The 23,762-nt window shown below is 40.8% G+C and carries 26 protein-coding genes and 6 tRNA genes; 31 read left to right on the forward strand and 1 reads right to left on the reverse strand.

Features of this window, described 5'->3' with window-relative positions; translation table 11 throughout:
- The first annotated feature begins 1 nt into the window (after nt 1).
- The 14 genes from N8M16_RS09395 (at nt 2) to pcp (ending at nt 8,671) form a co-directional block, all read left to right on the forward strand.
- Nucleotides 2-74, forward strand: a tRNA-Phe gene (locus N8M16_RS09395).
- A 12-nt stretch (nt 75-86) separates the two neighbouring features.
- Nucleotides 87-167 (forward strand) — tRNA-Tyr (locus tag N8M16_RS09400).
- A gap of 4 nt (nt 168-171) precedes the next feature.
- Nucleotides 172-242: transfer RNA gene (locus tag N8M16_RS09405), tRNA-Trp, on the forward strand.
- Nucleotides 243-256: 14 nt separating this feature from the next.
- Nucleotides 257-329: transfer RNA gene (locus N8M16_RS09410), tRNA-His, on the forward strand.
- A gap of 13 nt (nt 330-342) precedes the next feature.
- Nucleotides 343-414, forward strand: a tRNA-Gln gene (locus tag N8M16_RS09415).
- Between the two features lie 9 nt (nt 415-423).
- Nucleotides 424-507 (forward strand) — tRNA-Leu (locus N8M16_RS09420).
- A 106-nt stretch (nt 508-613) separates the two neighbouring features.
- Nucleotides 614-1,891, forward strand: a complete 1,278-nt coding sequence (locus tag N8M16_RS09425; protein ID WP_261070089.1) for a glutamate-cysteine ligase family protein — start codon at nt 614-616, stop codon at nt 1,889-1,891.
- 75 nt (nt 1,892-1,966) lie between these two features.
- Nucleotides 1,967-3,451, forward strand: a complete 1,485-nt coding sequence (gene thrC, locus N8M16_RS09430) for a threonine synthase (protein ID WP_261070090.1) — start codon at nt 1,967-1,969, stop codon at nt 3,449-3,451.
- A gap of 60 nt (nt 3,452-3,511) precedes the next feature.
- Nucleotides 3,512-4,792: an MATE family efflux transporter gene (locus N8M16_RS09435; protein WP_261070091.1), complete on the forward strand. Its 1,281-nt coding sequence runs from the start codon at nt 3,512-3,514 to the stop codon at nt 4,790-4,792.
- Nucleotides 4,793-4,795: 3 nt separating this feature from the next.
- Nucleotides 4,796-5,416: an HAD family hydrolase gene (locus N8M16_RS09440; RefSeq protein ID WP_261070092.1), complete on the forward strand. Its 621-nt coding sequence runs from the start codon at nt 4,796-4,798 to the stop codon at nt 5,414-5,416.
- Nucleotides 5,417-5,581: 165 nt separating this feature from the next.
- A complete protein-coding gene (locus tag N8M16_RS09445) occupies nt 5,582-6,799 on the forward strand; it encodes a LysM peptidoglycan-binding domain-containing protein (protein ID WP_261070093.1) in 1,218 nt (405 codons plus the stop codon).
- A 316-nt stretch (nt 6,800-7,115) separates the two neighbouring features.
- Nucleotides 7,116-7,541 (forward strand): MarR family winged helix-turn-helix transcriptional regulator, encoded by a 426-nt coding sequence (locus N8M16_RS09450; protein ID WP_020903677.1) that lies wholly within the window; start codon nt 7,116-7,118, stop codon nt 7,539-7,541.
- Between the two features lie 10 nt (nt 7,542-7,551).
- Nucleotides 7,552-7,914 carry a DUF1304 domain-containing protein gene (locus N8M16_RS09455; RefSeq protein WP_020903678.1) on the forward strand — a complete coding sequence of 121 codons (363 nt, stop codon included), beginning with the start codon at nt 7,552-7,554 and terminating at the stop codon, nt 7,912-7,914.
- Between the two features lie 112 nt (nt 7,915-8,026).
- On the forward strand, nt 8,027-8,671 hold the full coding sequence (gene pcp, locus N8M16_RS09460) for a pyroglutamyl-peptidase I (RefSeq protein WP_261070094.1): 645 nt from the start codon (nt 8,027-8,029) through the stop codon (nt 8,669-8,671).
- 25 nt (nt 8,672-8,696) lie between these two features.
- On the opposite strand, the gene N8M16_RS09465 is transcribed toward pcp, so the two are convergent.
- Nucleotides 8,697-9,554 (reverse strand): DUF975 family protein, encoded by an 858-nt coding sequence (locus N8M16_RS09465; RefSeq protein WP_261070095.1) that lies wholly within the window; start codon nt 9,552-9,554, stop codon nt 8,697-8,699.
- Between the two features lie 118 nt (nt 9,555-9,672).
- Between N8M16_RS09465 and tgt the strand changes: the two genes are divergently transcribed.
- The 17 genes from tgt to N8M16_RS09550 all read left to right on the forward strand — a co-directional run bounded on the left by tgt (nt 9,673) and on the right by N8M16_RS09550 (nt 23,751).
- Nucleotides 9,673-10,815, forward strand: coding sequence for a tRNA guanosine(34) transglycosylase Tgt (gene tgt / locus N8M16_RS09470; RefSeq protein ID WP_033684704.1), 1,143 nt, complete (start codon nt 9,673-9,675; stop codon nt 10,813-10,815).
- A gap of 100 nt (nt 10,816-10,915) precedes the next feature.
- Complete coding sequence (locus N8M16_RS09475; protein WP_004257479.1) at nt 10,916-12,733, forward strand: acyltransferase family protein; 1,818 nt, start codon at nt 10,916-10,918, stop codon at nt 12,731-12,733.
- Between the two features lie 151 nt (nt 12,734-12,884).
- A complete protein-coding gene (nagA, locus tag N8M16_RS09480; protein ID WP_001134550.1) occupies nt 12,885-14,036 on the forward strand; it encodes an N-acetylglucosamine-6-phosphate deacetylase in 1,152 nt (383 codons plus the stop codon).
- Nucleotides 14,037-14,198: 162 nt separating this feature from the next.
- Nucleotides 14,199-15,257, forward strand: a complete 1,059-nt coding sequence (locus N8M16_RS09485) for a zinc-dependent alcohol dehydrogenase family protein (protein WP_000649457.1) — start codon at nt 14,199-14,201, stop codon at nt 15,255-15,257.
- A 150-nt stretch (nt 15,258-15,407) separates the two neighbouring features.
- Nucleotides 15,408-15,773, forward strand: coding sequence for a DUF1033 family protein (locus N8M16_RS09490; protein WP_020903623.1), 366 nt, complete (start codon nt 15,408-15,410; stop codon nt 15,771-15,773).
- Nucleotides 15,774-15,848: 75 nt separating this feature from the next.
- Complete coding sequence (comGA, locus tag N8M16_RS09495) at nt 15,849-16,790, forward strand: competence type IV pilus ATPase ComGA (protein ID WP_261070096.1); 942 nt, start codon at nt 15,849-15,851, stop codon at nt 16,788-16,790.
- On the forward strand, nt 16,738-17,754 hold the full coding sequence (comGB, locus tag N8M16_RS09500; RefSeq protein WP_261070108.1) for a competence type IV pilus assembly protein ComGB: 1,017 nt from the start codon (nt 16,738-16,740) through the stop codon (nt 17,752-17,754). Before comGA ends, comGB begins: the two co-directional genes overlap by 53 nt.
- A 1-nt stretch (nt 17,755) precedes the next feature.
- Nucleotides 17,756-18,079 carry a competence type IV pilus major pilin ComGC gene (comGC, locus tag N8M16_RS09505; protein ID WP_020903620.1) on the forward strand — a complete coding sequence of 108 codons (324 nt, stop codon included), beginning with the start codon at nt 17,756-17,758 and terminating at the stop codon, nt 18,077-18,079.
- Nucleotides 18,042-18,476, forward strand: a complete 435-nt coding sequence (gene comGD, locus N8M16_RS09510) for a competence type IV pilus minor pilin ComGD (RefSeq protein WP_261070097.1) — start codon at nt 18,042-18,044, stop codon at nt 18,474-18,476. Before comGC ends, comGD begins: the two co-directional genes overlap by 38 nt.
- On the forward strand, nt 18,439-18,741 hold the full coding sequence (gene comGE / locus N8M16_RS09515; protein WP_153197443.1) for a competence type IV pilus minor pilin ComGE: 303 nt from the start codon (nt 18,439-18,441) through the stop codon (nt 18,739-18,741). The genes comGD and comGE overlap by 38 nt, the downstream gene beginning before the upstream one ends.
- A complete protein-coding gene (comGF, locus tag N8M16_RS09520) occupies nt 18,704-19,165 on the forward strand; it encodes a competence type IV pilus minor pilin ComGF (protein WP_020903618.1) in 462 nt (153 codons plus the stop codon). Before comGE ends, comGF begins: the two co-directional genes overlap by 38 nt.
- The gene (gene comGG, locus N8M16_RS09525) at nt 19,143-19,556 is read left to right on the forward strand and encodes a competence type IV pilus minor pilin ComGG (RefSeq protein WP_031233244.1); all 414 of its coding nucleotides are present in this window, start codon (nt 19,143-19,145) and stop codon (nt 19,554-19,556) included. The genes comGF and comGG overlap by 23 nt, the downstream gene beginning before the upstream one ends.
- Nucleotides 19,557-19,588: 32 nt before the next feature.
- A complete protein-coding gene (locus N8M16_RS09530; protein WP_020903617.1) occupies nt 19,589-20,176 on the forward strand; it encodes a class I SAM-dependent methyltransferase in 588 nt (195 codons plus the stop codon).
- Between the two features lie 60 nt (nt 20,177-20,236).
- A complete protein-coding gene (locus N8M16_RS09535; RefSeq protein ID WP_261070098.1) occupies nt 20,237-21,190 on the forward strand; it encodes a class I SAM-dependent methyltransferase in 954 nt (317 codons plus the stop codon).
- A 50-nt stretch (nt 21,191-21,240) separates the two neighbouring features.
- Nucleotides 21,241-22,431, forward strand: coding sequence for an acetate kinase (locus N8M16_RS09540; RefSeq protein ID WP_261070099.1), 1,191 nt, complete (start codon nt 21,241-21,243; stop codon nt 22,429-22,431).
- A gap of 149 nt (nt 22,432-22,580) precedes the next feature.
- Nucleotides 22,581-22,952: a ribonuclease P protein component gene (gene rnpA / locus N8M16_RS09545; protein WP_000739242.1), complete on the forward strand. Its 372-nt coding sequence runs from the start codon at nt 22,581-22,583 to the stop codon at nt 22,950-22,952.
- Nucleotides 22,927-23,751: a membrane protein insertase YidC gene (locus tag N8M16_RS09550; protein WP_261070100.1), complete on the forward strand. Its 825-nt coding sequence runs from the start codon at nt 22,927-22,929 to the stop codon at nt 23,749-23,751. Before rnpA ends, N8M16_RS09550 begins: the two co-directional genes overlap by 26 nt.
- Nucleotides 23,752-23,762 lie beyond the last annotated feature (11 nt).

The raw sequence follows: 23,762 nt of genomic DNA on the forward strand, positions 1-23,762 counted from the left end.
AGGCTCGGTAGCTCAGTTGGTAGAGCAATGGATTGAAGCTCCATGTGTCGGCGGTTCGATTCCGTCTCGCGCCATTTATATATTTTGGAAGGGTAGCGAAGAGGCTAAACGCGGCGGACTGTAAATCCGCTCCTTCGGGTTCGGGGGTTCGAATCCCTCCCCTTCCATTTTACGGGCATAGTTTAAAGGTAGAACTAAGGTCTCCAAAACCTTCAGTGTGGGTTCAATTCCTACTGCCCGTGTTAATAGAATTATGGCGGGTGTGGTGAAGTGGTTAACACACCAGATTGTGGCTCTGGCATGCGTGGGTTCGATCCCCATCACTCGCCTATTTTATATTATTGGGGTATAGCCAAGCGGTAAGGCAAGGGACTTTGACTCCCTCATGCGTTGGTTCGAATCCAGCTACCCCAGTTACTATTTGCCGGCGTGGCGGAATTGGCAGACGCGCTGGACTCAAAATCCAGTGTCCGCAAGGACGTGCCGGTTCGACCCCGGCCGCCGGTATAGTATAGAGTTAAGGAACGTTGTAAATCTTCGTTCCTTTTTATATTATTTTTGGTATAATAATAGTTATTCAAATTTTATTTAGATTAAGAAAGTGTAGGGAAGTATGTCTCGTTCTATCGATTTATTAAAACATCGGTATTTAAAAAATATTAAAGAAAATCCTGGATTGTTTGTCGGGATTGAGCTGGAATATCCTGTTGTAAATTTGGAAGGGGATGCTACAGACGTTGAAGTTATCAAGCACTTATTTAGATATCTAGTTTCTGATTTGCATCTAACTGTAGAAAAGGTTGATGATTTTGGAAATCCTATTCAGTTAGTGAATCCAGCAAGTCAGGATGCTATTTTATTTGAAGTTTCCTATACTACGATTGAGTTTGCATTTGGTAAGGCGGAAACGATACAAGAGGTTGAAGAACGTTTTAGCATTTATATGGCAGCAATCCAGAAGAAGTTAGCTGAATCAAATCATGCTATTGTTGGCTGTGGTATTCATCCCAACTGGGATAAAAATGATAATTGTCCAGTGGCTTACCCACGCTATCAGATGTTGATGGACTATTTGAATTTAAGTAGAAATGTGACTAAATCAGACTTACATCAATTCCCTGAATACGGAGCGTTTATTTGTGGGAGTCAGGTTCAGTTGGATGTTTCAAAGTCTAACTACTTACGAGTGATTAATGCTTTTACCCAAATTGAAGCAGTTAAGGCTTATTTATTTGCAAACTCTGAGTTTACAGGTGCGGATTGGGATACGAAAATTTCAAGGGATATTTTCTGGGAAGAATCGATGCATGGTATCTATCCAGAAAATGTTGGGGTCAATGCAAGACTATTTAAAGATGAGGATAATTTTTTTGATTATCTAGATCATTCTGCAATTTTTACTGCGGAACGTGATGAACAAACCTTTTATTTTTATCCGATTCAGGCTAGGGACTATTTGGCTACACCTGAAATCCAAGCATTTTCTCTTAATGGGGATGAGATTCTTATTTCCCCTCAAGAGAAGGATTTTGAAACCCATCGTAGTTATCAGTACCAAGACTTAACGACTCGCGGAACAGTTGAGTTTCGTAGTGTGTGTACTCAACCTCTAGATAGAACCTTCGCTTCAGCAGCTTTTCACTTAGGATTGTTGGTTAATTTAGATAAGTTAGAAGCTTACTTAGAAGCAGCACCTTTCTTTAAAGAATTTGGGAAAAATTATAAGTTTTTAAGACGACAATTTTCTAAGAAGAAGCTTACAGATGAGGAAGAAACTGCGATTATTGAAATTTCCAAAGACTTATTCCTGCTAGCCGAGGAAGGACTGGAGATGAGAAATAAGCAAGAAATGACCTACTTACAGCCTTTGAAAGAAGAATTGGGCCTATAATTTCTCTTATAAAAGGAGAATTTTCTGAAAAATCATGATATAATGGATGAGACTATAGATAAAGGATAGAGAGTAATGACATTAGTTTATCAATCAACGCGTGATGCCAACAATACAGTAACTGCTAGCCAAGCAATTTTGCAAGGTTTGGCAACGGATGGTGGTTTGTTTACACCGCTTACTTATCCAAAGGTAGATTTGGATTTTGACAAATTGAAAGATGCTTCTTATCGGGAAGTTGCTAAGCTTGTTTTGTCAGCATTTTTAGATGACTTTACAGCTGAGGAGTTGGACTACTGTATCAACAATGCCTATGATAGCAAATTTGATACTCCAGCTATCGCACCATTAGTGAAATTAGACGGCCAATATAACTTGGAACTTTTCCATGGTTCAACAATTGCTTTTAAGGATATGGCCTTGTCTATTTTGCCATACTTTATGACAACAGCTGCTAAGAAGCATGGTTTGGAGAACAAGATTGTCATCTTAACAGCGACATCTGGGGATACTGGGAAAGCTGCTATGGCAGGATTTGCTGATGTACCTGGTACTGAGATTATCGTCTTTTATCCAAAGGATGGTGTCAGCAAAGTACAAGAGTTGCAAATGATCACTCAGACTGGCGACAATACTCATGTTATCGCTATTGATGGTAACTTTGATGATGCCCAAACAAATGTGAAGCATATGTTTAACGATGTGGCTCTTCGTGAAAGATTAGCGGCCAACAAGTTGCAATTTTCATCTGCAAACTCTATGAATATTGGTCGTTTGGTGCCACAGATTGTTTATTATGTTTATGCCTATGCTCAGTTGGTTAAGACTGGTGAGATTGTGGCTGGTGATAAGGTCAACTTCACAGTACCAACAGGAAACTTTGGAAATATCTTGGCTGCCTTTTATGCTAAGCAAATTGGTCTACCAGTTGGCAAATTAATCTGTGCTTCAAATGACAACAATGTTTTGACAGACTTCTTCAAGACATGTGTTTACGATAAGAAACGTGAGTTTAAGGTAACAACTAGCCCATCTATGGATATTTTGGTATCTTCAAACTTAGAGCGTTTGATTTTCCATCTTTTGGGTAATGATGCTGAAAAGACAACTGAACTCATGAATGCCTTGAATACACAAGGACAATATGAATTGACAGACTTTGATGCAGAGGTTCTTGCACTCTTTGCAGCTGAATATGCGACTGAGGAAGAAACAGCGGCAGAAATCAAGCGTGTTTATGAGTCAGATTCTTATATCGAGGATCCACATACGGCAGTTGCCTCGGCAGTTTATAAGAAATACCAAGCGGCTACTGGCGATGTGACTAAGACAGTGATTGCTTCAACAGCGAGTCCATACAAGTTCCCAGTAGTTGCAGTAGAAGCTGTAACTGGGAAAGTTGGCTTGACTGACTTTGAAGCCTTGGCTCAATTACATGAAATCTCAGGAGTGGCAGTGCCGCCTGCAGTGGATGGGCTTGAAACAGCTCCTGTTCGTCATAAGACGACAGTGGCAGCTGCTGATATGCAAGCAGCGGTTGAGGCTTATCTAGGACTTTAAGACAGAGGGAGTAAACTCGGTTGGGAAACCAACTGAGTTTCTTTTCATCGGGAGGAAGGATTGTTTAAGAAAAATAAAGACATTCTTAATATTGCCTTACCAGCTATGGGTGAAAACTTTTTGCAGATGCTCATGGGAATGGTGGACAGTTATTTGGTTGCTCATTTAGGATTGATAGCTATTTCAGGTGTTTCAGTAGCTGGTAATATTATCACGATTTACCAGGCGATTTTCATTGCTCTGGGAGCAGCTATTTCTAGTGTTATTTCAAAAAGTTTGGGGCAGAAGGATCAATCTATGCTAGCCTATCATGTGACTGAGGCCTTGAAGATTACCTTACTATTAAGTTTCCTTTTAGGATTTTTGTCCATCTTCGCTGGGAAAGAGATGTTAGGACTTTTGGGGACGGAGAGAGATGTAGCTGAGAGTGGTGGACTCTACCTATCTTTGGTAGGAGGATCGATTGTTCTCTTAGGTTTAATGACTAGTCTGGGAGCCTTGATTCGTGCAACGCATAATCCACGTTTGCCCCTCTATGTTAGTTTGTTATCCAATGCCTTGAATATTCTTTTTTCAAGTCTAGCTATTTTTGTTCTTGATATGGGGATAGCGGGTGTTGCTTGGGGGACAATTCTGTCTCGTTTGGTAGGTCTTGTGATTTTATGGTCGCAATTAAAGTTGCCTTTTGAGAAACCGACTTTTGGTTTAGATAAGGAACTATTGACCTTAGCTTTGCCAGCAGCTGGAGAACGGCTCATGATGCGGGCTGGAGATGTCGTGATCATTGCTTTGGTTGTTTCTTTTGGAACGGAGGTGGTGGCTGGAAATGCAGTCGGAGAAGTCTTGACTCAGTTTAACTACATGCCTGCCTTTGGCGTCGCTACGGCAACGGTCATGCTGGTGGCCCGAGCAGTTGGGGAAGATAATTGGGAAAAAGTAGCTAATTTGAGCAAGCAAACCTTTTGGCTTTCTCTGGTCCTCATGTTACCCTTGACCTTCAGTATCTATGCTTTGGGTATACCACTAACTCATCTCTATACGAATAATTCTCTAGCGGTGGAGGCTAGTGTTCTAGTGACACTTTTTTCACTACTTGGTACTCCTATGACGATAGGAACAGTCATCTATACAGCAGTCTGGCAGGGTTTGGGCAATGCTCGGCTTCCCTTTTATGCGACAAGTATAGGAATGTGGTGTATCCGCATTGGAACAGGATATCTGATGGGGATTGTACTTGGTTGGGGCTTGCCCGGTATTTGGGCAGGGACTCTCTTGGATAATGGTTTTCGCTGGTTATTTCTACGCTATCGTTACCAGCGCTATATGAGCTTGAAAGGATAGGAAATGCAAAAAACAGCTTTTATTTGGGATTTAGACGGGACTTTATTGGATTCTTACGAAGCGATTTTGTCAGGGATTGAGGAGACTTTTGGTCAGTTTGTTATTCCTTATGATAAAGGGAAGGTGAGGGAGTTTATCCTCAAGTTTTCTGTGCAGGATTTGCTTGTGCAGGTGGCGGAAGAGAGAAAACTGGATGCGGAAGTGCTAAATCAGGTGCGTGCCCAGAGTTTGGCTGAGAAGAATGCTCAGGTAGTTTTGATGCCAGGTGCGCGTGATGTGCTAGCTTGGGCAGAGGAATCAGGAATTCAGCAGTTTGTTTACACTCATAAGGGAGATAATGCTTTTACCATTCTAAGAGACTTGGGGTTGGAGTCCTATTTTACAGAGATTCTAACCAGTCAGAGTGGCTTTGCGCGCAAGCCAAGTTCAGAAGCGGCTACCTATCTGATAGACAAGCATCAGTTGAATCCTGACAATACTTATTATATAGGGGATCGGACTCTGGATGTGGAATTTGCCCAGAATAGTGGGATTCAAAGTCTTAACTTTTTAGAGTCGTCTTATGAAGGCAATCACAGGATTCAAGAGTTAGCAGATATTACTTATATTTTTGAGAGCAAGTAACGAGAAGATTGTGTCAGTTTTGTGACAGAGACCTAACAAACTATTTCAAGTAACCGAGTTTGTTACAAGGAATAGACAGTTCTGTTAAATAGGCCCGAGAGGGCTTTTTTTCTGCATTTTTTGTGTTATGATAGATAGGTACTCATTTGAAAGGAATTTGAAAGAATGAAGAAAAGAATATTATTAGCGTCAACAGTAGCCTTGTCATTTGCCCCAGTATTGGCAACCCAAGCAGAAGAAGTTCTTTGGACTGCACGTAGTGTTGAGCAAATCCAAAACGATTTGACTAAAACGGACAACAAAACAAGTTATACCGTTCAGTATGGTGATACCTTGAGCACCATTGCAGAAGCCCTGGGTGTAGATGTCACAGTTCTTGCGAATTTGAATAAAATCACTAATATGGACTTGATTTTCCCAGAAACTGTTTTGACAACGACTGTCAATGAAGCCGAGGAAGTAACGGAAGTTGAAATCCAAACACCTCAAGCAGATTCTAGTGAAGAAGTTACAACTGCGACAGCAGATTTGACAACCAATCAAGTGACCGTTGATAATCAAACTGTTCAGGTTGCAGATCCTTCTCAACCAATTGCAGAAGCTCCAAAAGCGGTAGAAACTACAAGCACAAAAGAAGTAGCATCAAATTCAGAAGTTGCAGAGACAGTGACTGCTGCAGAAGACGTGGCACCATCTACAGACTCTTCTACGTCAGCGGAGCAAACATTCGAAACAACCAGTCCAGTTGAAGAATCAGCTCCTCAGGCAACGACTCTAGCTGAGAAAGAGGAAACTCAAGCAAACCCACAAGCTGCTTCAACAGTGGAACCAATTACAACTCCAGTAGAAGAAAAAGCAACAGAAACAACTGCACCAAGTTCAGAAGAAGCAAAAGAAGAATCATCAAGTAGAGCATCATCAAGTGAAGATACACCAGCAGTTTCTACTTATCAACCGGAAGAGACAAAAACAGCTTCAACAACTTACGCAGCTCCAGCTGCGCCCGATTATGCTGGACTTGCGGTAGCGAAATCTGAAAATGCAGGCCTCCAACCACAAACAGCTGCCTTTAAAGAAGAAATCGCCAACTTGTTTGGTATTACATCCTTTAGTGGTTACCGTCCAGGAGACAGTGGAGATCACGGAAAAGGTTTGGCTATCGACTTTATGGTACCAGAAAGCTCAGAACTAGGGGATAAGATTGCGGAATACGCTATTCAAAACATGGCCAGGCGAGGAATTAGTTACATCATCTGGAAACAACGTTTCTATGCTCCATTCGATAGCAAATATGGGCCAGCTAATACTTGGAATCCAATGCCAGACCGTGGTAGCGTGACAGAAAATCACTATGATCACGTTCACGTTTCAATGAATGGATAAACCAGACTTGGTAATATCATTTTTACGAATGAGATCTAGCTTTCGTGATAGGAAGTAAGTCTCATTCGTTTTTTCTTTGTCATACTCTTCGAAAATCTCTTCAAACCACGTCAGTTTTATCTGCAACCTCAAAGCTGTGCTTTGAGCAACCTACGGCTAGCTTCCTAGTTTGCTCTTTGATTTTCATTGAGTATCAATATGAATGGAAAATGGAAGTTACCATTTTGTAATGATTGAAGCAACATTCTTGCAATCAATTTTACTTTATAACACAATTGATTAGTCAACTATTGATAAATCAAGATAGGAGAAAGAAATGATAGAGATTCAAGATCTGCTTTATCAACTCCGCTTGTCTGAGCAAGCGAGTACGCAATTGTTTGAAAAAAGACTTGGGATTAGTTTGACACGGTATCAGATTTTACTGTTTTTGCTGAAGCATTCCCCTTGTAATCAAATAGCGGTTCAGGAGCGTTTGAAGATTGATCAGGCTGCTTTGACCCGACATTTCAAAATTCTGGAAAAGGAAGGTTTGGTGGAGCGTCATCGTAATCCTGAAAATCAGCGGGAAGTGTTGGTAGAGGCTACGAAGTATGCCAAGGAGCAGTTAGTGGTGAATCCCCCTCTGAAGCATATCAAGGTTAAGGAAGAGATGGAAAGTATCTTAACAGAATCTGAAAAAACAGAACTCAACCGTTTATTAAATAAATTGGTTTTGTGGATTGAGAATATAGAAATTTAAGGAGAAATAGATGTCAATTATTACAATCATTTTAGCAACGATTGTTGCTTTGGAGCATTTTTACATTTTTTATTTGGAAAGTATTGCAACGCAATCAGATGCAACCAGTCGTGTCTTTAACATGGAAAAGGAAGAACTGGCTCGTCCGTCTGTAAGGTCATTGTTTAAAAATCAAGGGATTTATAATGCTCTACTAGGAGTCTTTCTCTTGTATGGGATTTATTTCTCACAGAATTTAGAAATTGTGACTATTTTTGTCTTATTTGTGATTGGGGCTGCGGCTTATGGCTCTCTTACAGCAGATAAGAAAATTATTTTGAAGCAAGGTGGACCAGCTATTTTAGCCTTGATTAGCATTTTCCTTTTTAAATAAATTTGAAGGTCGATTCTAATCTCGCTAATCCTTTTCAATCCAGAATAAGGGAAATATGTTATACTTGTTTTTAAGAAAATAGTTTCATTAAATTGGTTTTGAGGAGTTAGAAATGAAAGTATTAGTGACAGGTTTTGAGCCCTTTGGAGGGGAGAAGGTAAATCCAGCCTTGGAGGCCGTTAAAGGTTTACCAGCTGAAATCCATGGCGCTGAGGTCCGTTGGCTAGAAGTGCCGACAGTCTTTCACAAATCGGCCCAAGTATTGGAAGAAGAGATAAACCGTTATCAACCTGACTTTGTCCTTTGTATTGGCCAAGCAGGTGGAAGATCTAGTTTGACGCCTGAACGAGTGGCCATTAATCAAGACGATGCACGCATCCCGGATAACGAAGGTAATCAACCGATTGACCTTCCCATTCGCCCAGATGGTGCTCCGGCCTACTTTAGTAGTTTGCCGATTAAAGCGATGGTTCAAGCTATAAAAAAAGAGGGATTGCCGGCCTCTGTTTCCAATACGGCAGGTACTTTTGTCTGCAATCATTTGATGTATCAGGCCCTCTATTTGGTAGAAAAAAAATTTCCACATGTTAAGGCAGGTTTTATGCATATTCCTTATATGATGGAACAGGTGGTGAATCGACCGACTACTCCAGCTATGAGTTTAGTGGATATTAGGCGAGGGCTAGAAGCGGCAATCGGGGCTATTATAGAACATGGAGATCAGGATCTCAAGTTGGTAGGTGGAGAAACTCATTGATAGAAAAAAGCTTGAGGGGCCACCTTCAAGCTTTTGGACGTTTTCGAGCCAGTACTGCTCGGTAAAAAATCATTTTATTGATTTGAATGTAGGGTAGGAGTGAAAAACTAGCAATTCCAAAGGTAATCCAATTGAGGAAGTACCAAGGAAGGAGTTGTAAGTCTAGTACAAAACGCTGAAACTTATAGCCTTTCATCAGGAAACGGCTGGTTTTAAGGATTTGTCCTGGTTTGGCTTGTCCCAAGTCTAGTGTGTCACATAGGAGAAATTCCACCTGTGAATAGGCATAGTATTGTGGAATATAGAGACTATTTCCTATAATCATCAAGAAAATACTTGCTAGAACGTAAAGACCAAAGGTCATGAGGAAACGCTCGGTTTCAATTGACGTGAGATCCAGATTAGGAAACTCAGTATGAAGGACAACGAATTTCTTGGCTAGAAAGCTACTGTAAAAGAGGAAGTAAATCCCGAGTAAACTAGGAATGCTCCATAAGAAGAGATAGAAGCGTTTGAGAAGGAGAGTCAAAAAGGTTTGTGAAAAGTGCTCTTCGTTGAAGAGAGTGAGACTATTTTTGACGGATAGTTCTGTATCGGGATTCTTGATGAGTTTCAGGGTTGTATAGACTGAACTGGTCAGGAGGATTGTCCCGATAAAGGAGACTAATAGGGGAAAAAGGTAGGCTTGGAATACATGACCAAGAACGATTAAAAAGGATTGCTCTAAAATAGACTCGTTGATGCGCTCTAAGGGATTGAGGAAGCCAGACAAGATGACCAGCATGCTAGGTAAGAGATAGACGAGAAAGAGGCGGGGATTTTCAGCCTGAAATTGTCTGGCCTGCAGACGAATGGTTTTTAAATCAATTTTTGGGTATTTCATTCTCTCATTATACACCATAGTTCGTGACAGTTCCAGCTTTTTTTGATAAAATCATACAGTATGCCCTTGGGCACAAAGTATGAACTGGGACTGTTTTTCCCAGCTTCGGAGGTAAAAAATGTCAGATTCACCAATCAAATATCGTTTGATTAAGAAAGAAAAACACACGGGAGCTCGTCTGGGAGAGATCATCACTCCCCATGGTACCTTCCCGACACCTATGTTTATGCCAGTTGGGACCCAAGCCACTGTCAAAACTCAGTCTCCAGAAGAGTTAAAGGAGATGGGATCGGGGATTATCCTATCAAACACTTATCATCTCTGGCTTCGTCCTGGGGATGAACTCATCGCACGCGCTGGTGGTCTCCACAAGTTCATGAATTGGGACCAGCCTATTTTGACAGATAGTGGTGGTTTTCAGGTTTATTCCTTAGCAGATAGCCGCAATATCACAGAAGAAGGGGTAACCTTTAAAAACCATCTCAATGGTTCTAAGATGTTCCTATCACCAGAAAAAGCCATCTCTATTCAGAATAATCTGGGCTCAGACATCATGATGTCCTTTGACGAATGTCCTCAGTTTTATCAGCCTTATGACTACGTTAAGAAATCAATCGAGCGTACAAGCCGTTGGGCTGAGCGTGGTTTGACGGCTCACCGTCGTCCACATGACCAAGGGTTATTTGGAATTGTGCAAGGGGCTGGATTTGAAGACCTTCGTCGACAATCGGCTCATGACCTTGTCAGCATGGACTTCCCAGGCTACTCTATCGGTGGTTTGGCAGTGGGAGAAACCCACGAAGAGATGAATGCTGTCTTGGACTTCACAACCCAACTGCTTCCTGAAAATAAACCTCGTTATCTGATGGGTGTGGGAGCGCCAGATAGCTTGATTGATGGGGTGATTCGTGGGGTGGATATGTTTGATTGTGTCTTGCCGACTCGTATCGCTCGTAATGGGACTTGTATGACCAGTCAAGGTCGTTTGGTTGTAAAAAATGCTCAGTTTGCTGAGGACTTTACGCCACTGGATCCTGAGTGTGATTGCTACACATGTAAGAACTATACACGCGCTTATCTTCGTCACCTGCTCAAGGCTGATGAAACCTTTGGTATCCGCTTGACTAGCTACCACAATCTTTACTTCTTGCTTAACCTGATGAAGCAAGTGCGACAAGCCATCATGGATGACAATCTCTTAGAATTCCGTGAGTATTTTGTAGAAAAATATGGCTATAATAAGTCAGGCCGTAATTTTTAAACTGGAATAGATATAAGCTAAAAATCCTAAGTTTTCTCTTGGGATTTTTCTTCTTTTTTTGATAGAATAAAGTGTACAATGAAAGGGAGAATAAACTCGTATGCGTATTAAATGGTTTTCCTTGATTAGGATTACAGGTTTACTTTTGGTACTCTTGTATCACTTCTTTCAGACCATCTTTCCTGGAGGATTTTTCGGGGTAGATGTCTTTTTTACATTTTCAGGTTTCCTGATTACAGCTCTACTTATCGAAGAATTTTCTAAAAATCATGAAATTGATTTGGTTGGATTTTTTAGGAGACGCTTTTATCGTATCGTACCACCTGTGGTTTTGATGGTCTTGGTAACCATGCCCTTTACCTTTCTAGTTCGCCAAGATTATGTGGCTGGAATTGGGGGTCAAATTGCGGGTGTCTTAGGCTTCATGACCAACTTCTATGAACTTCTAACAGGAGGAAGTTATGAATCTCAGTTCATTCCTCATTTGTTTGTTCATAATTGGAGCTTGGCTGTTGAGGTTCACTACTATATCCTCTGGGGCTTGGCAGTTTGGTTCTTATCCAAACAGGCTAAATCAAATGGTCAGTTGAAGGGAATGGTCTTTCTCTTGTCTGCTGCTGCCTTCTTGATCAGCTTCTTCTCTATGTTTATTGGTAGTTTTCTAGTAACTTCTTATTCTTCTGTTTACTTCTCCAGTTTAACTCATATCTATCCATTCTTTTTGGGAAGTGTGTTAGCAACGATTGTAGGCGTTCGTCAGACGACTTCCCTAGTTAAGCAATTGGATAAAATCTGGGATTTACGCAAGACCCTTTTGGTTTTTGGAGGAGGTTTTGGATTCTTACTCATTTTGACCTTCTTTGTCAAATTTACCTATCTCTTTGCCTATCTTATGGGCTTCTTGCTTGCCAGCCTTGCAGCCCTTGCTATGATTCTGGCGGCGCGTGTCTTACATGAAAAGACTCCTAACATGCAGGAGCCAAAGATTATCAGCTTTTTAGCGGATACTAGCTATGCGGTTTATCTTTTCCATTGGCCTTTCTATATCATTTTCTCACAGTTGACATCAAATCTTCTTGCTGTGTTACTGACTTTGTTTTTTTCTTATGGATTTGCCAGCCTGTCATTTTATGTGCTGGAACCTTGGATTGCGGGAAAGAACACACCTATTATACAAGCCCTTCGTCCCCTGCCTCATATTCACACAATCCTTGCAGCAAGTACTGGAATCTTGGCCTTCATTGTCTTCTTAGTAACTTTGCTGGCACCACAAGTGGGAGCTTTTGAGACAGACTTAACTGTCAATGGCTTGAAGCAAGCTGCAACAAATATTAGCCAGACCAAGGTGATGACAGAACGAGCAGAAGCTGATAGTTTAGGAATTGCTGATGGCACTATGTTAATTGGTGATTCGGTAGCACTAAGAGCTAATACAGCCTTGCAGACAGCCCTTCCTGGAGCACAGATTAATGCACAAGTCAGCAGAACAACCAAGACCGCCAACGAAATCATGCTCAACAATAGCCAGAATAAATTTCTACCAAAGATGGTGGTTATTGCAACTGGGGTAAATAATCCTGAAAATTACAAGGAAGACTGGGATAGTATCGTAAAAAATCTTCCTAAGGGCCACCATATGGTTTTGGTGACTCCTTATGAGGGAGATAAGACAAAAGAGACCTATGCAATCGTTGAGAAAGAGGCTGCCTATATGAGAGAATTGGCAGAGAAGACTCCTTACATCACGATAGCAGATTGGAACCAAGTTGCGAAAGAGCATCCAGAGATCTGGACTGGAACAGACCAAGTCCATTTTGGAAGTGACAATAGTAAGATTGAAGCAGGAGCTAAATTGTATGCAGATACCATTGCTACAGCCTTGCAAACAGCTCAAGACAAGCCAGTCAAATCAAAATAACTTGTATTAAAAATAGAAGAGTTGGAGAAATCCAGCTCTTTTAAAATATCTCTAGAAAATAGGTCTATACCATTTACAAATGAATCAGAAAGGTTTATAATGTAATTGACATAATAAATATCAAAAGTAATCTTTTAAGGAGGTCATTATTATGCCTAATTACGTTAAAGCGGATCAGTTTTTCTATCCATTTGGCATTCGTCGCGGTGGGTACTTAGAACTTGTTGATGGCAAATTTGGGAAACATGTGGATCAAATTCCTGAAGGAGCAGAGGTTCTTGACTATACTGGTTATAGCATTGCACCAGGTCTTGTGGATACTCATATTCATGGATATGCAGGTGTAGATGTGATGGACAACAACATTGAAGGTACATTGCATACTATGAGTGAAGGACTTCTTAGTACCGGTGTTACCAGTTTCTTGCCCACAACTTTAACAGCCACTTATGAGCAATTGCTTGCAGTCACTGAAAATCTTGGAAACCATTATAAAGAAGCAACAGGTGCTAAGATTCGTGGGATTTATTATGAAGGTCCATATTTCACAGAAACTTTTAAGGGGGCACAAAATCCAACTTATATGAGAGACCCGGGTGTTGAGGAGTTTCATTCTTGGCAGGATGCTGCAAAAGGGATGCTAAATAAAATCGCTATTGCACCAGAACGTGATGGAGTGGAAGATTTTGTACGTACTATTACAGGTGAAGGTGTGACAGTTGCACTTGGACACTCAGATGCGACATTTGAACAAGCTAAGAAGGCAGTTGATGCTGGAGCTAGTGTATGGGTACATGCCTATAATGGGATGCGTGGTTTAACACACCGCGAACTAGGTATGGTAGGAGCTATGTATGAGCTCCCACATACTTACGCAGAATTGATCTGTGATGGTTATCACGTAGATCCAAAAGCTTGTGAGATTTTACTTAAGCAAAAGGGGACAGAAAACATCGCTCTTATTACGGACTGTATGACAGCTGGTGGGCTTGAAGACGGTGACTATATGTTGGGAGAATTCCCTGTTGTAGTAGCAAATGGAACTGCACGTCTCAAATCTACTGGTAATTTGGCAGGTTCTATCCTCAAACTTAAAGATGGTATGAGAAATGTTGTCGAATGGGGAATTGCGAATCCGCATGAAGCGGTCATGATGGCCAGCCTTAACCCAGCTAAATCTGTTAATATTGACGATGTCTGTGGCCAAATCCGCGAAGGATATGATGCAGACTTTATCGTATTAGATAAAGATTTGGAATTGGTAGCAACCTATCTAGATGGTGTGAAACGTTATCAAGCATAAGAGAGAAAGCAGGAGTTAGAGACTAGCTTCTGCTTTTTTATCTATAGTACTTTACTGGTAAATAAAAAAGTTAAAAAAATCACAAAAAAACTTGAATAAGCAAATGAAAGGGTTTACAATTATATTATAAATAGTACAAATAAAAAAACGGAGGAATGCTTTATGAAAGCCTATACTTATGTTAAACCAGGACTTGCTTCTTTTGTTGATGTAGACAAACCAGTTATTCGCAAGCCAACAGACGCTATTGTGCGTATCGTAAAAACTACTATTTGTGGAACAGACCTCCATATTATCAAAGGGGATGTTCCCGCTTGCCAAAGTGGTACCATTCTTGGTCACGAAGGGATTGGGATTGTTGAAGAAGTTGGAGAAGGAGTTTCTAACTTCAAAAAAGGCGACAAGGTCTTGATTTCTTGTGTCTGTGCCTGTGGTAAATGCTACTACTGTAAAAAAGGAATTTATGCCCACTGTGAAGACGAAGGGGGCTGGATTTTCGGTCACTTGATTGATGGTATGCAGGCTGAATATTTACGTGTCCCTCATGCAGATAACACTCTTTACCACACTCCAGAAGACTTGTCAGATGAAGCCTTAGTTATGCTATCAGACATTCTACCTACTGGATATGAAATTGGTGTCTTGAAAGGGAAAGTAGAACCTGGTTGCAGCGTAGCCATTATTGGTTCAGGTCCAGTTGGATTGGCTGCTCTTTTGACAGCCCAATTTTACTCACCAGCCAAATTGATTATGGTGGACTTAGACGATAACCGCTTGGAAACTGCTTTATCATTTGGTGCGACTCATAAGGTTAATTCTTCAGACCCTGAAAAAGCCATTAAAGAAATTTATGATTTGACAGATGGTCGTGGTGTAGATGTTGCTATCGAAGCTGTTGGTATTCCTGCAACATTTGATTTCTGTCAAAAGATTATCGGTATAGACGGAACAGTTGCCAACTGTGGTGTACATGGTAAACCAGTTGAATTCGATTTGGACAAACTTTGGATTCGCAACATCAATGTAACAACTGGTTTGGTATCTACAAATACCACTCCACAATTGTTGAAAGCTCTTGAAAGTCATAAGATTGAACCAGAAAAATTGGTAACTCATTATTTCAAACTAAGTGAAATTGAAAAAGCCTATGAAGTCTTCAGTAAGGCAGCAGACCACCATGCCATCAAGGTCATCATCGAAAACGATATTTCAGAAGCTTAAGTAGTAAAAACATTTTGGAACATAAGCAAATAGAAATTCAGTCATCATAGGATGGCTGGATTTTTTATCAAAAAAATTAAGAAATGAGCATATTTCTTTCCTTGTTTAGCGGAATTGGTTATAATATACGGTACAAAGGAATGAATGAATATGTATCGTGTTATAGAAATGTACGGAGATTTTGAACCTTGGTGGTTTATAGAAGGTTGGGAAGAAGATATTGTAGCAAGTAGAAAATTTGATCAGTATTATGATGCTCTCAAATACTATAAAACTTGCTGGTTTAGACTGGAACAAGAATCCCCTCTTTATAAAAGTAGAAGTGACTTGATGACTATTTTTTGGGATCCAGAAGACCAACGCTGGTGTGATGAATGTGACGACTATTTACAACAATACCATTCTTTGGCTCTTTTGCAGGACGAGCAGGTTATCCCAGATGAAAAATTACGTCCAGGCTATGAAAAACAAACAGGTCAGGAAAGGCACCGTTCTTGCCGTATGAAATTAAAATAGAGAAAAAGTAACTTTTTGGAGTTGCTTTTTTTATTTTTCCAAATCTTTGCGAATAGTATAGGTGAGGAGGTAAGTATGGTTCAAGAAATTGCACAAGAAATCATTCGTTCGGCCCGGAAAAAAGGGGCGCAAGACATTTATTTTGTCCCTAAGTTAGACGCCTATGAACTTCATATGAGGGTAGGAGACAAGCGCTGTAAAATCGGTTGTTATGATTTCGAAAAATTTGCGGCCGTCATCAGTCACTTTAAGTTTGTGGCGGGTATGAATGTTGGAGAAAAGCGACGTAGTCAACTTGGTTCCTGTGATTATGCCTATGACCAGAAGATGGCGTCCCTACGTCTATCTACTGTAGGCGATTATCGAGGGCAGGAGAGTTTGGTGATTCGCTTGTTGCATGATGAGGAGCAGGATTTGCATTTTTGGTTTCAGGATATTGAAGAACTTGGCAAGCAGTATAGGCAACGTGGTCTCTATCTCTTTGCTGGCCCAGTCGGCAGTGGCAAGACAACCTTGATGCATGAATTAGCTAAGTCCCTTTTTAAGGGACAGCAAGTTATGTCCATCGAAGATCCTGTAGAAATCAAGCAGGACGACATGCTCCAATTGCAGTTGAACGAAGCAATCGGGTTGACGTATGAAAATCTCATCAAACTTTCCCTACGTCATCGACCAGATCTCTTGATTATCGGAGAAATTCGAGACAGCGAAACGGCGCGTGCAGTGGTCAGAGCCAGTTTGACAGGGGCGACAGTCTTTTCAACTATTCATGTCAAGAGTATCAGAGGTGTTTATGAGCGCTTGCTGGAGTTGGGTGTGAGTGAGGAGGAATTAGCAGTCGTTCTGCAAGGAGTCTGCTACCAGAGATTAATCGGGGGAGGAGGAATCGTTGACTTTGCAAACAAAGACTATCAAGAACACCAGCCAACTAGCTGGAATGCGCAGATTGACCAGCTTTTTAAAGATGGACATATCACAAGTCTTCAGGCTGAAACGGAAAAAATTAGCTACAGCTAAGCAAAAAAATATCATCACCTTGTTTAACAATCTCTTTTCCAGCGGTTTTCATCTGGTAGAGACTATTTCCTTTTTAGATAGGAGTGCCTTGTTGGACAAGCAGTGCGTGACCCAGATGCGCACAGGTTTGTCTCAGGGAAAATCATTCTCAGAAATGATGGAAAGTTTGGGTTTTTCAAGTGCCATTGTCACTCAGTTATCCCTAGCTGAAGTTCATGGGAACCTCCACCTGAGTTTGGGAAAGATAGAAGAGTATCTAGACAATCTAGCCAAGGTCAAGAAAAAATTAATTGAAGTAGCGACCTATCCTTTGATTTTGCTAGGGTTTCTTCTCTTAATTATGCTGGGGCTGCGTAACTACCTACTACCACAACTGGATAGTAGCAATATTGCCACCCAAATCATTGGAAATCTGCCACAAATCTTTCTAGGAATGGTGGGGTTTGTTTCCATACTTGCCCTTTTAGCACTAACTTTCTATAAAAGAAGTTCCAAAATGCGTGTCTTTTCTATCTTAGCGCGTCTTCCCTTCCTTGGAATCTTTGTTCAGACTTATTTGACAGCCTATTATGCGCGTGAATGGGGTAATATGATTTCTCAAGGGATGGAGTTGACGCAGATTTTTCAAATGATGCAGGAACAAGGTTCCCAGCTCTTTAAAGAAATCGGTCAAGACTTAGCTCAATCCCTACAAAATGGCCGGGAATTTTCTCAAACTATAGCAACCTATCCTTTCTTTAAGAAAGAGTTGAGTCTCATTATCGAGTATGGGGAAGTCAAGTCCAAGCTGGGGAGTGAGTTGGAAATCTATGCTGAAAAAACTTGGGAAGCCTTTTTTACTCGAGTCAATCGCACCATGAACTTAGTGCAGCCACTGGTCTTTATCTTTGTGGCTTTGATTATCGTTTTACTTTATGCGGCAATGCTCATGCCTATGTATCAAAATATGGAGGTAAATTTTTAACATGAAAAAAATGATGACATTATTGAAAAAAGCTAAGGTTAAAGCTTTTACACTTGTGGAAATGTTGGTAGTCTTGCTCATCATCAGCGTGCTTCTATTACTCTTTGTACCTAATCTGACCAAGCAAAAAGAAGCAGTCAATGACAAAGGAAAAGCTGCTGTTGTTAAGGTGGTGGAAAGCCAGGCAGAACTTTATAGCTTAGATAAGAATGAAGAAGCTAGCCTAAGCAAGTTACAAGACGATGGGCGCATCACGGAAGAACAGGCTAAAGCTTATAAAGAATACCATGCTAAACAAAATACCAGCCAAACCGTTGCAGATTAAGGCTTTTACCATGCTTGAAAGTCTCTTGATTTTGGGACTTGTGAGTATCCTTGCCTTGGGCTTGTCCGGCTCTGTTCAGTCCACTTTTGAGGCGGTAGGGGAGCAGATTTTCTTTATGGAGTTTGAAGAACTTTATCGGGAAACACAAAAACGCAGTGTAGCTAGTCAGCAAAAGACAAGTTTGAGCATAGACGGACAGACCATTAGTAATGGCAGCCAAAAGTTGACCGTTCCTAAAGGAATTCAGGCACCATCAGGACAAAGTATCACATTTGACCGAGCTGGGGGAAATTCATCCCTGGCTAAGGTTGAATTTCAGACCAGCAAAGGAGCGATTCGTTATCAATTATATCTAGGAAATGGAAAAATTAAACGCATTAAGGAAACAAAAAATTAGGGCAGTGATTTTACTGGAAGCAGTAGTGGCTCTAGCTATCTTTGCCAGCATCGCGACGCTCCTTTTGGGACAAATTCAAAAAAATAGGCAAGAAGAAGCAAAAATCTTGCAAAAGGAAGAAGTCTTGAGGGTAGCTAAGATGGCCTTGCAGACAGGTCAAAATCAGGTAAAGATAAACGGAGTGGAGATTCAGGTGTTTTCTAGTGAAAAGGGATTGGAGGTTTATCATGGTTCAGAACAGTTGTTGGCTATCAAAGAGCCATAAGGTCAATGCTTTCACCTTGTTGGAATCACTGATTGCTCTCATTGTCATCAGTGGAAGTTTACTCCTCTTTCAAGCCATGAGTCAGCTCCTCATTTCAGAAGTTCGCTACCAGCAACAAAGCGAGCAAAAGGAGTGGCTCTTGTTTGTGGACCAGCTGGAGGCAGAATTAGACCGTTCGCAATTCGAAAAAGTGGAGGGCAATCGCCTCTATATGAAGCAGGATGGCAAGGAAATTGCGATAGGTAAGTCAAAATCGGATGATTTTCGAAAAACTGATGCCAGTGGACGAGGATATCAGCCTATGATTTATGGACTCAAATCAGCTCAGATTACAGAGGACAACCAACTGGTGCGCTTTCATTTCCAGTTCCAAAAAGGCTTAGAAAGGGAGTTCATCTATCGTGTGGAAAAAGAAAAAAGTTAAGGCAGGTGTTCTCCTCTATGCAGTCACTATGGCAGCCATCTTTAGTCTTTTGTTACAATTTTACTTGAACAGACAAGTCGCCCACTATCAAGACTATGCTTTGAATAAAGAAAAGCTGATTGCTTTTGCCATGGCTAAGCGAACCAAAGATAAGGTTGAGCAAGAAAGTGGGGAACAGGTCTTTAATCTAGGTCAGGTAAGCTATCAAAACAAGAAAACAAGCTTGGTGACGACGGTTCGTACGCCTAAGAGTCAATATGAGTTCATCTTTCCTTCAGTCAAAATCAAAGAAGAGAAAATAGATAAAAAGGAAAAGGTAGTGACTGATTCAAGTAATCAAGCAGAGAAGAAAAAATCAGAAGAGAAGGCTGAAAAGAAAGAGAATTCCTAGCCAATCAAGCTACTTTGTGCTAAACTAAAAATATGAAACATGATTTTAACCACAAAGCAGAAACTTTTGATTCCCCTAAAAATATCTTCCTTGCAAACTTGGTTTGTCAAGCAGTCGAGAAACAGATTGATCTTCTATTAGACAAAGAAATTTTGGATTTCGGTGGAGGGACGGGTCTGTTAACCTTGCCCCTAGCCAAGCAAGCTAAGTCTGTAACATTGGTGGATATTTCGGAGAAAATGCTGGAACAAGCTCGTTTGAAAGCGGAGCAGCAAGACATCAAGAATATCCAGTTTTTGGAACAAGATTTACTGAAAAATCCCTTAGAGCAAGAGTTTGATCTCATTGTTGTTTGTCGTGTTCTTCATCATATGCCTGATTTGGATGCGGCTCTCTCACTGTTTCATCAACATTTGAAGGAAGATGGACAACTCCTACTTGCTGATTTTACCAAGACAGAGGCTAACCATCATGGATTTGAATTGGTTGAACTGGAAAACAGGCTAGCCCAGTTTGGTTTTTCATCTGTACATAGTCAGATCCTCTATAGCGCTGAAGACCTGTTTCAAGGAAATTACTCAGAACTCTTTTTAACAGTAGCCCAAAAATCACTCGCTTAATCAGGGAGTGATTTTTCTATAAGGATGGAAAAAAGAAGGGAAATTTGATAAGATAGGAATATGGATTTTGAAAAAATTGAACAAGCTTATACCTATTTACTAGAGAATGTCCAAGTCATCCAAAGTGATTTGGCGACCAACTTTTATGACGCCTTGGTGGAGCAAAATAGCACCTATCTGGACGGTGAAACTGAGCTAGAGCAGGTCAAAGAGAACAATCAAGCTCTTAAGCGTTTAGCGCTACGCAAAGAAGAATGGCTCAAGACCTACCAGTTTCTCTTGATGAAGGCAGGGCAGACAGAGCCCCTACAGGCCAATCACCAGTTTACACCAGATGCCATTGCTTTACTTTTGGTGTTTATTGTGGAAGAGTTGTTTAAAGAGAAGGAGATTACGATCCTCGAAATGGGTTCTGGGATGGGAATTTTGGGCGCTACTTTCTTGACCTCGCTTGATAAAAAGGTGGATTACTTGGGAATGGAAGTGGATGATTTGCTGATTGATTTGGCGGCTAGTATGGCAGATGTAATTGGTTTGCAGGCTGGTTTTGTCCAAGGAGATGCCGTTCGTCCACAAATGCTCAAAGAAAGCGATGTGGTCATCAGCGACTTGCCTGTCGGCTATTATCCTGATGACGCCGTTGCGTCGCGTCATCAAGTTGCTTCTAGCCAAGAACATACTTACGCCCATCACTTGCTCATGGAACAAGGCCTTAAGTATCTCAAGTCAGATGGATACGCTATTTTTCTCTCTCCGAGTGATTTGTTGACCAGTCCTCAGAGTGATTTGTTGAAAGGGTGGTTGAAAGAGGAAGCGAGTCTGGTTGCCATGATCAGTCTGCCTGAAAATCTTTTTGCCAGTGCTAAACAATCCAAGACGATTTTTATCTTACAGAAGAAAAGTGAAACAGCAGTAGATCCTTTTGTTTATCCGCTTGCTAGCTTGCAAGATGCAAGTGTTTTAATGAAATTTAAAGAAAATTTTCAAAAATGGACTCAAGGTACTGAAATATAAAATAGATTTTGTTATAATAGATGAAAACGCTTAAAAAGGGGTATCATGTTATGACAAAAACAATTGCAATCAATGCGGGAAGTTCAAGTTTGAAATGGCAATTATACTTAATGCCAGAAGAAAAAGTATTGGCGAAAGGGTTGATTGAACGTATCGGTTTGAAAGATTCAATTTCAACTGTAAAATTTGATGGCCGTTCTGAACAACAAATTTTGGATATCGAAAATCATACACAAGCTGTTAAAATTTTATTGGATGATTTGATTCGTTTCGATATTATCAAGGCTTATGACGAGATTACAGGTGTTGGACACCGTGTTGTTGCAGGTGGAGAATATTTCAAAGAATCAACAGTTGTTGAGGGAGATGTTTTAGAAAAAGTTGAAGAGTTGAGCTTGTTGGCTCCTCTCCACAATCCAGCTAATGCGGCAGGTGTTCGTGCCTTCAAGGAATTGTTGCCAGACATCACCAGTGTAGTTGTTTTCGATACTTCATTCCACACAACTATGCCAGAGAAAGCTTATCGCTATCCTCTACCAACAAAATATTACACAGAAAACAAGGTTCGTAAATATGGTGCCCACGGTACAAGTCACCAGTTTGTAGCAGGAGAAGCTGCAAAACTCTTGGGCCGTCCATTAGAAGACTTGAAATTGATTACTTGCCATATTGGTAATGGAGCTTCTATCACAGCTGTTAAGGGTGGTCAATCTGTTGATACTTCAATGGGATTCACTCCACTTGGTGGTGTGATGATGGGAACACGTACAGGAGATATTGACCCAGCTATCATTCCTTACTTAATGCAATATACAGAGGACTTTAATACTCCTGAGGACATTAGTCACGTCCTTAATCGTGAATCAGGACTAATGGGGGTTTCAGGTAAATCCAGTGATATGCGTGATGTGATTGCTGCTATGAAAGAAGGGGACCACGATGCCACTTTGGCTTATGAAATGTATGTTGACCGTATCCAAAAACATATCGGTCAATACCTTGCGGTCCTAAATGGAGCAGATGCTATTATCTTTACTGCAGGTATCGGTGAAAATGCTGCAAATGTACGTGAAGATGTTATCTCAGGTATCTCTTGGTTTGGCTGTGATGTTGACGCAGAGAAGAACGTCTTTGGTGTGACAGGAGACATTTCAACAGAGGCAGCGAAAATCCGTGTTTTGGTTATTCCAACAGATGAAGAATTGGTCATTGCCCGTGACGTTGAACGCTTGAAAAAATAACTAAAATCAGAAAAAATATTCCGTACAAGGAGTTGGGAAAGAGATTTTTCCAGCTTCTTTTTCTGATGGAAATGTCCAAAACCTTGCTATGATTGGCTTTTTTGAAAAATATGGTATAATAGTAGTAATTTAATAGATGGAGTTGAGTTTTGAAGAAAAACTTTCGTGTAAAAAGAGAGAAAGATTTTAAGGCGATTTTCAAGGAGGGGACAAGTTTTGCCAATCGCAAGTTTGTTGTCTACCAACTAGAAAATCAGAAAAACCATTTTCGAGTAGGTCTATCAGTTAGCAAAAAACTGGGGAATGCCGTCACTAGAAATCAAATTAAGCGACGGATTCGGCATATTATCCAGAATGCAAAAGGGAGTCTGGCAGAAGATGTCGATTTTGTTGTCATTGCTCGAAAAGGGGTCGAAACCTTGGGATATGCAGAGATGGAGAAAAACCTACTCCACGTATTAAAATTATCAAAGATTTACCAGGAAGGAAATGGGAGTGAAAAAGAAACTACAGTTGACTAGTTTGCTAGGACTGTCCCTATTGATTATGACAGCCTGTGCAACAAATGGGGCAACTAGCGATATTACAGCCGATTCGGCTGATTTTTGGAGTAAATTTGTTTACTTCTTTGCTGAAATCATTCGCTTTTTATCATTTGATATCAGTATTGGAGTGGGGATTATCCTCTTTACGGTCTTGATTCGTACACTGCTTTTGCCAGTCTTTCAAGTGCAAATGGTGGCTTCCAGAAAAATGCAGGAAGCTCAACCACGTATTAAGGCGCTTCGAGAACAATATCCAGGTCGAGATATGGAAAGCAGAACTAAGCTAGAGCAAGAAATGCGTAAAGTCTTTAAAGAAATGGGTGTCAGACAGTCAGATTCTCTTTGGCCGATTTTGATTCAGATGCCGGTTATCTTGGCCTTGTTCCAAGCTCTATCAAGAGTTGACTTTTTAAAGACAGGTCATTTCTTATGGATTAACCTTGGTGGTGTGGATACAACCCTTGTTCTTCCGATTTTAGCAGCTGTATTCACCTTTTTAAGTACTTGGTTGTCCAACAAAGCCTTGTCTGAGCGTAATGGAGCTACGACAGCGATGATGTACGGGATTCCGGTATTGATTTTTATCTTTGCAGTTTATGCCCCAGGTGGAGTCGCCCTCTACTGGACAGTGTCCAATGCTTATCAAGTCTTGCAAACCTATTTCTTGAACAATCCATTCAAGATTATTGCAGAGCGTGAGGCTGTAGCTCAGGCACAGAAAGATCTGGAAAATAGAAAAAGAAAAGCCAAGAAAAAGGCTCAGAAAACGAAATAATAAGGAGGAAT

The organism is Streptococcus mitis (assembly GCF_946188375.1).
Classification (GTDB): Bacteria; Bacillota; Bacilli; order Lactobacillales; family Streptococcaceae; genus Streptococcus; species Streptococcus mitis_CX.